The sequence below is a fragment of the Pantoea sp. JGM49 genome, assembly GCF_018257655.1.
Taxonomy (GTDB): Bacteria; Pseudomonadota; Gammaproteobacteria; order Enterobacterales; family Enterobacteriaceae; genus Pantoea; species Pantoea communis.
The window spans coordinates 627,367-637,418 of sequence record NZ_JAERJM010000002.1 but is presented as its reverse complement, the minus strand read 5'-3'; the positions used below and the strand labels follow the sequence as shown (position 1 = coordinate 637,418).

Below are 10,052 nucleotides of genomic sequence, written 5' to 3'. Positions count from 1 at the left end.
TTCATGGGGACGTCCTCATGTGACTTATGAAGACATTACTAACATCGCGGTGTATTAATCAACGGGGAGCAGGTCACGTGGCGTGCAGGATGGCGTTTACTGGTTTGTGAATGAATGGAAAGAGGCGCATCAGTTTGAGGCGGATCAGGTGTTCCACCTTATCGAACCGGATATTAATCAGGAGCTTTACGGCCTGCCGGAATATCTGAGCGCGCTTAACTCCGCCTGGCTGAATGAAGCGGCTACGCTGTTCCGCCGCAAGTATTACCAGAACGGTGCGCACGCGGGTTACATCCTGTATATGACCGACGCGGCGCAGAGCAGCAGTGATATCGACCGGATGCGTCAGGCGATGCGCGACACGAAAGGGATCGGCAACTTCCGCAACCTGTTCATGTACGCACCCAACGGCAAGCCGGACGGCATCAAGATTCTGCCGCTCAGCGAAGTGGCGACGAAAGACGATTTCTTCAACATCAAGAAAGCCAGCCGAGACGACTTGTTAAGTGCGCACCGCGTGCCACCTCAGATGATGGGCATCATCCCCGACAACACTAGCGGATTTGGTGATGCGGTAAAGGCGTCTCAGGTATTTGTACGTAATGAATTAACCCCTCTTCAAGAGAGGTTTAAAGAAATAAATAATTGGTTAGAAATTGAAGTAATAAAATTTAAAGAATACAGCCTTAGTGATTAAGTGAAAGAAGTCCATATAAGGCTTTATGCTGTATGTATACTAAATTCAGGTGGAGTTTCCGCTTCATCTGAAGAACTGTAACTAAAATATTCTAAAACCCACCGCTTATACACTCTTTCATCCCGCTTGGTGAAGTCGTTTTCGGAAATCCAATCTATTTCTTTTACGTTTATATTTTCTATATTGGATAATGTTGCGCCCAATCGCTCTCGCAACTCAGGGCCGCCATCTCGCTGAAATTTGCGATACTCTGCAGTGCTCATTTCTGCAGGAAGGCAGAAATACACCCACACATCGTAGGCCTTGTCGGCAGGTAACTCTGCAAATGGTTCGATTCTGATATAAACTCCAGAACACTGTTCAAATGAATCAGTTTTCCAAAGCTTCCTCAGTTGCTTATCCTTAGTACTAACTCTGCTATTCCAATTATCTGGAAAAGTAGGTGTACGGAACCTTTCCGAAACCCAGTTAAGCATTCTGTCTAAACCATAGTCAGGCCAAAGCATATTTTTTATTGGTTCATATGTAAACATCAACTCCCTTTCTAACGTCACAAGGTTTGATGCAATTACTTCAAAAAGCTTATCCTCACCCCCTACTGTAATCGGAAAGTGATATCTCCTAGGATTTTTAGCAAAGAGAAAGTCTTTCTGTTGTGTATCGCTTTGCCAACAAACCATGGCATACACCCATGGTTCCGTTTTAAAGCAACGATTTACTAACGCGCAATCATTTAAAATGGGGAAGAGATAGACATCCTCCCCACTTTTAACTTTGTCTTGGGCTATAGATGGCAACTGCTCAAAAAAACAGGTATTTTCTTCAACTTTGATAAAGGCACCTCGTGCCCAACCATCTTTGAGCCACCCATCTCTGACTTGTTCTGTAACCATTGCTAATAGCCCTTTTCTTATACTGAATGCTTCAGTCTTTTGTATAAGCCATCAATTTCAATATAATGCTCGTCATATAGACCCATTAATGATTCAAATGAAACGTTCGCATCATTAAAAGCATTAAGGAATGCGGAGTCACTGTGCTTTCCAAATGTCAATTTAGAAAGAAACATCGCATGTTCCTTATCCATGCCCTCATAGAACTTTTGAAGCAGCATTAACCTTTCAACGACTTTATTTTGAATCTTAGTTTCAGGGTTTTTTTCCCAGTTATATAAAGTCTTTCTCTCAACTTGTAAAATAGCAGCCCATTGTGCAGTCTTGAACCCAAACTGCTCTTTAAGGAAATTGCTTAATTGAGGAGATGCAGTTTTGTTTTCATTTACTTCACCTTGAGCATTTAAAATAATCGAACGAGCGTTCACGGAAGATTCAGTAACCTTTACGCTAACACTATGTTGATTAGTAGTCAGACCGCCAGTTGAAAACAGCAAAGTTGCAATCAAAGCAATTTTCGCAAATTTCGCCCCAAGCCAAGAAGTGCTCGTGGTATTGCTTGCGGGCATAACGTATCCGCCTGCACTGCTCTGAGCCGTATTCACTCTCCGTGATTCAGTATTTGCATATCCTTGTGGTGTAGCATAACCAGCTTGACCATAAGTTATGTATGACATTTTGACCTCCGTTTCTCTTTACTCTGCCGGCTTAGCATAAACAATCTGAGCATATGCTTCATTAGCCAGCTTCCTCAAAGCACTATATTTATTAGAAATATCTTCCACTGAAAAATCGTTCAACTTATCCGGTTCGCCATAAAAACTGTCAATATCTAAATGAGCCCATACTCCGTCATGAACCTCACCAACTTTCAAACCCAAATCATTAGGTAAATCTGCAAACTCCGCTGGAATCTTAGGGCCTCCAATAGAAACGCCGGAGTTTATCATCACGTTGTTTGATTCACTCACGTAATGAGCTGATAGATTTGAACCTGCTTTGAGTACACCTTCCAAATCCAAATCTGGCTGAACAAACTCTTTTTTTCTAAAAACTTTATTAAAATCATGAGATTCGTCGTGTGGAAATTTATTTATAAACCTAAATCCAACAAACGATGAATGATAAAGTTCAAATTCCTTTTCAACGATATTTAAAATATTACTCATCCTTTCACTGAAGTTTTCAAAGCCTGCATAAGATTTCGTATGCAACATCAGAAAACTATGCGAAATTCTGATACCCCAATCACGGTTAGGTGAGCATATGTTAATAATCTTTTCAGTGGATTGCTGAACTTGCTTATCGCCTGAGTTTACAATATCAAACTGAAAAGTAGTAAACGTGTTATTGGTGTTTACTATAGGATATTCTTTACGCAAAGCTTCTTGGACAGCGTCGGCACGTTCTTTGAACCTGCTTTCGGTGATACGGCCGAACTGTACCTTAGCAAGCACGTAAACCAAATTTTCGTTCATGTTAGCTCCTAAGCGGCAACGTAGTTTGTTCTAGTTATTATGGTAGATGATTTTTACACACTTCTGAGTTCGCCGCATCAAAAATTACACACTTTTATGTATTAGGCATCACTTTTTTTAGGGCGTAAATCTTCCTCCTCATCCCTCAGCGCGCAATGCTATCCCCGCCACGCCTACCCGCTTCGTAGCTCGATTTTAATGCACCTGCAAGATCCTAAAAAAAACGAGGCCAGCACTGGCACCCCGGTTGTTTTTAATCGCATGGGCTGCCCGGGCTATCAGCCCCTGCCTGCTGGTCTTGCCAAAAGGGAAAGCGCTACGCCCTCCCAAACGCCCGTGACTTTGCCCCCTGATTGAACCCCGCCAAACGCTCTCAGATGCGTTTTGCAGGGTTTTCCCGTTTCGATTCCTCGTGTTCACTGTCGTGACGTGTGCCCGCCACCGTCTGGCTGGCGCAGCCTGCGCATACATGTTTGCACCCCTCGCGCGCAATGCTATCCCCGCCACGCCTGCCCGCTTCGTAGGTCGCTTTTAATGCACTTGCACGATCCAAAAAAAACGAGGCCTGCTGCGGCCTCGTCGGATGTTTTTATCTGTGTGTACTGCATGCGAAAACATGCGTCTTATGCATGCATGGCTCATTCCAGCCTGAAATCTTCCACTGTGTCGGGTTTAACCGTTGTCAGTGTTTCCTGTTCACTCATGAATTTCATCCCCTGAACAATTGAAACAGGGTGCGGAATTTCCAGCATGAAAACGAAATCGAATGTCTTGCCTAACCAGTATCCGCCGCCGTTCTCTTTCGCCCGTTGAAAGAAAACCCATTCACCTGGTTTGTAGAAAGTGAGCGTTTCGCCCCTATAGATAATCTGGAATTTGTCTGGTGACTTTGCCATAACCTAACGCCTCGCGGTGCTCGTTGTTCAACCCTGCCGCCGCCAAAATCAAGCTTTTGCCGTCAGCAGCGTTTACTCAGTGCATCCAGCTATCGTCTTCCCAAACGTTTTGCAGCAGATCATTGAGGCGGCGCTTGTCTTCGTCCAGGCTGAAACCCAGCATTTCAATATTGGTATAACTTCCCTGCCTGACCCGCACGATTGTTTCAGGAAACAGCGCGCATACCCGCTTGCTGACTTCCTCATGAAAAGCATTCATAACCGACTGGCTTATTTTTTGATTCTTATCGAGCATGATTTCAATTCGCACGGGTTAACCTCATTCTGCAGCGTAAAAGATATCGTCATCAGAATCCTGATGAGTCTCTGAGTTTGCCAATTCAGCAATAATGGTAAGTGCCAGTTTCAGGTCAGACGGCTTGCAGTTAGCGATCAAAGACACTTCCGCAATGAACTGCATGCACGCCATTTTCTTATGCATCTGGCTTGATTCCTGAGCCGTCATTTTCCCTCCCCAAATGTACTGTGTATTTATACAGTAGCACAGCATTCACAGGTATAGAAAGAAAATTGTCTATGGCAGAAGGGATTTTTATCTGGCTGATACAAAACAACTTTCTTTAAGGTTCTACGCTGTGCTTAACGATACCCATACGTGCAAAGCAGCGTCTATCAATTGCCGCTTATTGGTTTACTTTAGTCCATTATTGAGCACTTTTTGCTCTGATAGACTCAGCTAGACGGTTAAATCGTTCTAATACCCCAACTTTTTTCTTCTCAATTTTTGGTCGGAACAGGTCGCCATAAGCCGAGCTGTAGAACATTCGGCCTGCAATCTCTGTTTGCGTACCACCAATAAGGCGCACAGCCAGCCCGCGACTGATCGTTTCACCGCATAAATCTCTCACCTGGCTAATAACGTTGTCGCAAGCCGCCTCAATTTTGTCTGACCGCCGCAGCTTCTTATGCCGCTTTTTGGGTTGCTCTGCCCTTATACGGGCAAGAAGCTGGCGCCGTTCTTTCTTACTCAAGCCATCAAGCTCTATTTTTTCGAAACTTTCCGGTGGGTTCGAATCCTTAGATCTCAAACCTCCCGTACAGTTATTGACAGAACTCCGAGAGGACGCGGACGCGTCCTGAAGGTCAAAATCAAAATCAACGGCACGCTTCGGAACGATCTTCCACTGTGCCAGACGGGTTAGGATTGGCGTGTCTTCACCGACTTCGGTTGCATACACACCCTTGATGCGCACGGTTTCTTCTCCGTACTCGTTGACGTCATCGCTTACCTGATACCAGGTGCGAACCGCCAGATCATCACGGCGGACGAACGGGCCACCCTGCGCGTTGACATAACCTGCCCAATCGCCAGCATCAGCAGCGTCGTGTGCAGCAGCAAACTCAACGCTAAGACCGTGGGCAGTTTCACTATCAGCCATGCGGCGTAACTCGCGGTAGACCGTAACCGGCGCACCGCCAACAAACTGAAACTGGCGAATGTGCCAGCGTGCAGCCCAAGCAGAAACCGCTGGCGCAGTCTCTTTCAGCTCTTTGCCGCTCTCGTCGTCCAACTCACCATCCAGCGCGTAGCCGTCGATGTTTTTGGAAATGTACTTAGCCACATATCCGGTGGCGCTGCCCTTATCCGGATCGATAGCTTCAGCATGAAAGCGGGCTTTGCGGGCTTTATCCGTGGTCAGCTCGCCGCTGTCTTCCTGATAGGCGTAATCGCGGATTGTCTGGCGCACCTGATCCACATCTTCAGGGCGCATAAACATCAGCATGTGCCAGTGCGGCGTGCCGTCATGGTGCGGCTCCGCAACGCGGATGCCGAAAATACGAATGTCTTCGCGGTGAAGTTTGGCGCGAATTTTCTGCCAGACACTGCAGAGATAGCGCTGTGTATCGGCAGGGCTTGAGCCGTTCCATTTGCGGTTACGGTGGCCTGTTTTGATTGTGGCGTGATAGCGGGCTGGCGCGGTCAGGGTGTAGAACTCACCAAAAAACCCCATATCGTTGCAGATATTCTCAAACCCACGGATGCGGGTCATCAGCTCACAACGACGGATCGCCGGATTAGCTACGCTGCCGTCGTATTTATCGATCAGGCTGATACGGTTGCCCTCTTCGTCTTCCAGCTCCAGCGATTTCAGAAACTCACGTGTCCGGCGCTTTTGCTCACGCCACTCAGCAACGGTCATATTGCTGGCGTAAGGGGTGTGTTTTTTGCTGACGTTCGCCAGCGCAATCTGAAGATGTTCACGCCATGATGCAGCCACGCGGCGCAGTCTGCCCTTCCACCATTTTTCCGTCTGCATACGCATGATTTCCGGGGTAACTTCTTCCGGGTCAAACAGGCGTGATGTGACTTTTTCCCACTTTGGCGGCGTCTGATTCAGCTCGCGCGTGATAGCGGCAGCGGTCATATATACGCGGTGGGTGTATTTGTAATCCGACTCGTCGCTGGCCTGTTGATGCGCCTGCACCAGTTCAGCCAGGATGAAATTTGCAACATCGCCCGCCAGCAAATCCACATCCGCCCTTGCCATATCCGGCAGGCGGTTAAAACGGCGCATTAACTCCCACAGTGCACCTACAGGTCTTGCAGCGCCGATATTTTGCCCGCCGTTGTCGGTGAAGATGTTGATTGTGCCGGCACTCATATCACCGAGGCGATACTGAGCGCTGACGACTTCAACGCGTGGCAATGTGCGCTCAACGAATGTTTTCGTAAAATACGCATTGGCACGGGCTGTACCCTGTGTTTTTTCCAGATCACTAATGCGGCGCTTAACGTCGAGTTGCACCAATGTTGGCTGCTTTTCGAGTAATTCCTGCGCACGCACTAAAGCCGCAATCATCTGATTGCGGCTATGCATTTCCTCATATGTTGGATATGGGCTGGCGATTGCTTCCCGTGGCGCGTTCCACGGGTAAGCATATGGCTCACTGGATATCACTGCCTGCTCCAGCACAAACGCTCGATGCTAAGCATCACATATCCCGGAAGCCATTCACTGACATCAGTAATATGCGTAACTAATACATGTGCTTCTAATCCAGTAAATTTCCGAGTCTTAGGGCGATATTCTTTGAGAATTAATGAATCACCAACGGAATAATTACGGTCGTTTTTTCGCAGTTCCGCCCTCTTCATTCCGCTAATTACATCTTGATAATAATCAGGCCAGATTTTCAAAAAGTGAAAACTTGTCATGCTGCCACCCCATTATTTGAATTATCGGATTTACGAACGGCAATAATTTCTGAGGCGCGCTTTTTATCGCCAGCCTTAACACCAACTGAGCGGGCAACTGTAATTTTAGTAATCTCGAATGCGCGGAAAATGCTGCGGGTGAACATGGTGTCGCTGTTTGAAACAACAACAGGGTTAGTCTCTGAAACGCCCAGCAGGTAACAGGCCAGTGAGTGCTGATCGTCTTCGGTGAAACCGCCGGTGTGATAATCGGTAAACGTGCCGTGATAAGGCGGATCGCAATAAACCACGTCACCGGCCTTAACCATGGCGAGCGTTTCCTGATAGGTGGCGCACACGAACGTTGCACGCTGTGCTTTTTTGGCAAACGCTTCGATTTCAGCCAGGGGGAAATATGGCGCCGCGTAGTGACCGTAAGGAATATTGAAATCCCCGCGACGGTTGTAACGGCAGACGCCGCGATAACCATGGCGATTCAGATACAGGAAATGTGCAGCACGCTCCAGCAGTGGTAACGCCGGGTTGCTGTTAAATTCCTTACGCACCCCGTAATAGCTTTCTTCTGTATTGTTCTGAGTGAAAAGCGTCATCGCCACAACGATAAACGGGCGGATGTGCTCTTTGACCTGACGATAAAGATTGATTAACTCCGGATTGATATCAGCGATCAGATACTCCGGATAATCGGTATTCATCATTACTGCGCAGGAACCAGCGAACGGCTCAACGAGACGATTACCGACTGGCAGGTGAGCCGATAGCTCACCCATAACGCGCACTTTGCTACCCGGAAATTTCAGGATGGTTTTATTCATGTGAGTCACCATGAGTAGCGTTTTTTAAATGTGCGCTTTTCAGCTCATCAATTGATTTACATGTCACGCAAAGTGAAACGCCCGGCAGCGCACGGCGGCGGGCTTCGGGTATTACGTCATCACATGAGAGGCAGAAAAATTCACTCGCGCCAGTTGGGTGCTGTTTTGCGTTTGCTAGATTGCGCGCCAGTTCTTCTTCAACGCGCAGCTGTACGAAGTCCATTGAATCAGCCATTAGTGAACCGCCTCCTGTGCTTCGCTCTCATAACGTTCAGCTTCCTGACGCAGCAACTCAGCAGCTTCTGCACTGCTCATACCTTTTTGCTGAATGCGCATTGCGAGATCAGTCAAACGTCGCGCAACCTGCAGGCCACGCTCTGCACGTTCTTCCATGCGTGCAGATGTGATGATGGTGGAAAGCTGCTCCACGTCGGCGTCGAACTTTCTTGTTTCGATATTTCGCATATCTCTTTCTCCAGAATTTGGGCAAAAGAATGCCCGGCGGGTTAACGCCTTTTATTTGTTTGGGGTTAATTAATTGGACAGGGCCAATCTTTTTGGAAATAAACTCACGACTGCTTTCAATTGATTCATCGCACGAATAAGCGCCGTTTTTTCATCAGTAGTCAGTTCACTAAAATCAACATCGTGTCTGGTGTTACCGATGTTCGCTAAAAAAAGAATCGCGCTTAAAGTCCGTTTGTTTTCCTGATAATTGCTGTCTCGAACGTCGCGCATATCGTTAAAAAAACGTGATAACTCTTTTTCACTATTGCCGCCAAACTGAGAGCGGATTACAGCGAGGTGATTTAAAGCCGAAACGCGCTGGCCTGCTGTCAGCTCGCCCAGCATTGCATTACCTTCGATAGCCATGATTTACCTCTCTGCTTTGCTTCTTTGCCCTGGCTGCACAACACCGGATGCCATGGCTTGCCGTTCTCGCCCATAATCCAGCCGTTGCCGTAGGACATTGACGGGCTTTGTTTCTTCAGGCGTGCTGCTAATGAGATCATCACAGCGCACTCAACTCATGCCGATAGAAGCACCCAATCCGCTAATTGCATCCACGGTCGAGGCTAAAGTAGGGTTGGAATGAATCCGCGTCTGCACTGCCAACGCTGCCAGCATCATGCAGCGGATACCGGTGTTTGCTGCCTCGACGATCCCGCGACGGCAACTAGCTGTAACCTTGTCAGCACCAAACGCACTTGCCGCCAGCACACCCACTTCAGCGGTGGCTTTCATTACGTAAGTCGAATACTTTTCTTTTGCCATTTCATTGACCGGTACACATGGCAGGCATTGCAACTGTGCCAGCATGCCATCAACCAATGTGGCGTCTTCTGTCAGGTCGGTAAGTAACAGCACTTCATCAACGGTCAGCTTATGCACCTGATCAGGATTCAGCTTGTTGCGCAGCGTTTGCACTCTCATATATGCACGCTTCGCCAGCTCGCTCAGGTTATGAGTGGCAGCAAACTTGCGGCAGGCTTCATCAAAATGTGATTGGGTGGAAGTCTTAAAATCAAACATGGCTATTCCCTTGCTCAGCTTAAATAATCAAACTCAGTTATAAGATTGCGAACTGCGGGGATCGATGTAACGACAATCGACAGCCTGTTGTGTGAGCTTGTCTCGCCATGCTTTGACATTGATTAGGGTTTTGCTGCGTTTTTCTGCTTTTTCCTTGTTGGCAAAATCTTTGGTGGGCGCCTTAAGAAGTACGCCTTCATCTAGCCATTGCCAAACAAGACGCTCACTAACACCACGCATCGCGGCGAAATCAGGAACGCTCATAGCGTCAGCCATTGCAGAGCCGATCATCTTCTGAAGGCTTGGCAGCAAGGCAGATACGATTGCATTAATTTGTGAGTCAGTGAACGCGCCAACTTGTTTTTGTGAGTTTTCAATCTCATGCGTTGAAGTTGCTTTTGCATCTTTCATATCGCATTATCTCCTGTTGTGTAAATTATGGTGCAGTGACGTGCATTTTGGTCGATGAGCGTCACTTTAGATCGAATTTTCGATCATGTAAATCGATTTTGAGTGCGAGCCA

The 10,052-nt window shown here is 47.4% G+C and carries 15 protein-coding genes and 1 pseudogene; 1 reads left to right on the top strand and 15 read right to left on the bottom strand.

What is annotated here, in order from left to right; genetic code table 11:
* Nucleotides 1–76 precede the first annotated feature (76 nt).
* Nucleotides 77–697 (top strand): annotated as a pseudogene (locus JK231_RS06085) (phage portal protein); the annotation flags it as partial.
* 23 nt (nt 698–720) lie between these two features.
* Here the strand turns inward: JK231_RS06085 and JK231_RS06080 are convergent.
* The 15 genes from JK231_RS06080 to JK231_RS06010 all read right to left on the bottom strand — a co-directional run bounded on the left by JK231_RS06080 (nt 721) and on the right by JK231_RS06010 (nt 9,940).
* A complete protein-coding gene (locus tag JK231_RS06080) occupies nt 721–1,590 on the bottom strand; it encodes a hypothetical protein (protein ID WP_211728194.1) in 870 nt (289 codons plus the stop codon).
* Between the two features lie 17 nt (nt 1,591–1,607).
* The gene (locus tag JK231_RS06075; protein ID WP_211728193.1) at nt 1,608–2,267 is read right to left on the bottom strand and encodes a hypothetical protein; all 660 of its coding nucleotides are present in this window, start codon (nt 2,265–2,267) and stop codon (nt 1,608–1,610) included.
* 18 nt (nt 2,268–2,285) lie between these two features.
* Nucleotides 2,286–3,068 carry a TIGR04255 family protein gene (locus tag JK231_RS06070; protein WP_211728192.1) on the bottom strand — a complete coding sequence of 261 codons (783 nt, stop codon included), beginning with the start codon at nt 3,066–3,068 and terminating at the stop codon, nt 2,286–2,288.
* A 638-nt stretch (nt 3,069–3,706) separates the two neighbouring features.
* Entirely contained in the window at nt 3,707–3,964 is a 258-nt protein-coding gene (locus JK231_RS06065) for a hypothetical protein (RefSeq protein ID WP_211728191.1), read from the bottom strand.
* Between the two features lie 76 nt (nt 3,965–4,040).
* Entirely contained in the window at nt 4,041–4,274 is a 234-nt protein-coding gene (locus JK231_RS06060) for a DinI-like family protein (protein WP_211728190.1), read from the bottom strand.
* Nucleotides 4,275–4,283: 9 nt separating this feature from the next.
* Nucleotides 4,284–4,445, bottom strand: coding sequence for a hypothetical protein (locus JK231_RS06055; RefSeq protein ID WP_211728189.1), 162 nt, complete (start codon nt 4,443–4,445; stop codon nt 4,284–4,286).
* 223 nt (nt 4,446–4,668) lie between these two features.
* Complete coding sequence (locus JK231_RS06050) at nt 4,669–6,939, bottom strand: replication endonuclease (protein ID WP_349291515.1); 2,271 nt, start codon at nt 6,937–6,939, stop codon at nt 4,669–4,671.
* On the bottom strand, nt 6,921–7,181 hold the full coding sequence (locus JK231_RS06045) for a DUF3850 domain-containing protein (protein WP_211728188.1): 261 nt from the start codon (nt 7,179–7,181) through the stop codon (nt 6,921–6,923). The genes JK231_RS06050 and JK231_RS06045 overlap by 19 nt, the downstream gene beginning before the upstream one ends.
* A complete protein-coding gene (locus tag JK231_RS06040; protein ID WP_211728187.1) occupies nt 7,178–7,996 on the bottom strand; it encodes a DNA adenine methylase in 819 nt (272 codons plus the stop codon). Before JK231_RS06040 ends, JK231_RS06045 begins: the two co-directional genes overlap by 4 nt.
* Nucleotides 7,989–8,231 (bottom strand): TraR/DksA family transcriptional regulator, encoded by a 243-nt coding sequence (locus JK231_RS06035; protein WP_211728186.1) that lies wholly within the window; start codon nt 8,229–8,231, stop codon nt 7,989–7,991. The genes JK231_RS06040 and JK231_RS06035 overlap by 8 nt, the downstream gene beginning before the upstream one ends.
* Complete coding sequence (locus JK231_RS06030) at nt 8,231–8,461, bottom strand: DUF2732 family protein (protein WP_211728185.1); 231 nt, start codon at nt 8,459–8,461, stop codon at nt 8,231–8,233. The genes JK231_RS06035 and JK231_RS06030 overlap by 1 nt, the downstream gene beginning before the upstream one ends.
* A gap of 69 nt (nt 8,462–8,530) precedes the next feature.
* A complete protein-coding gene (locus JK231_RS06025; RefSeq protein WP_211728184.1) occupies nt 8,531–8,869 on the bottom strand; it encodes a DUF5347 family protein in 339 nt (112 codons plus the stop codon).
* Nucleotides 8,833–9,009, bottom strand: coding sequence for a phage filamentation protein Fil family protein (locus JK231_RS06020; protein WP_211728207.1), 177 nt, complete (start codon nt 9,007–9,009; stop codon nt 8,833–8,835). Before JK231_RS06020 ends, JK231_RS06025 begins: the two co-directional genes overlap by 37 nt.
* A 10-nt stretch (nt 9,010–9,019) precedes the next feature.
* On the bottom strand, nt 9,020–9,529 hold the full coding sequence (locus JK231_RS06015) for a phage regulatory CII family protein (protein ID WP_211728183.1): 510 nt from the start codon (nt 9,527–9,529) through the stop codon (nt 9,020–9,022).
* A gap of 33 nt (nt 9,530–9,562) precedes the next feature.
* On the bottom strand, nt 9,563–9,940 hold the full coding sequence (locus JK231_RS06010) for a Cro/Cl family transcriptional regulator (protein ID WP_211728182.1): 378 nt from the start codon (nt 9,938–9,940) through the stop codon (nt 9,563–9,565).
* Between the last annotated feature and the right edge of the window lie 112 nt (nt 9,941–10,052).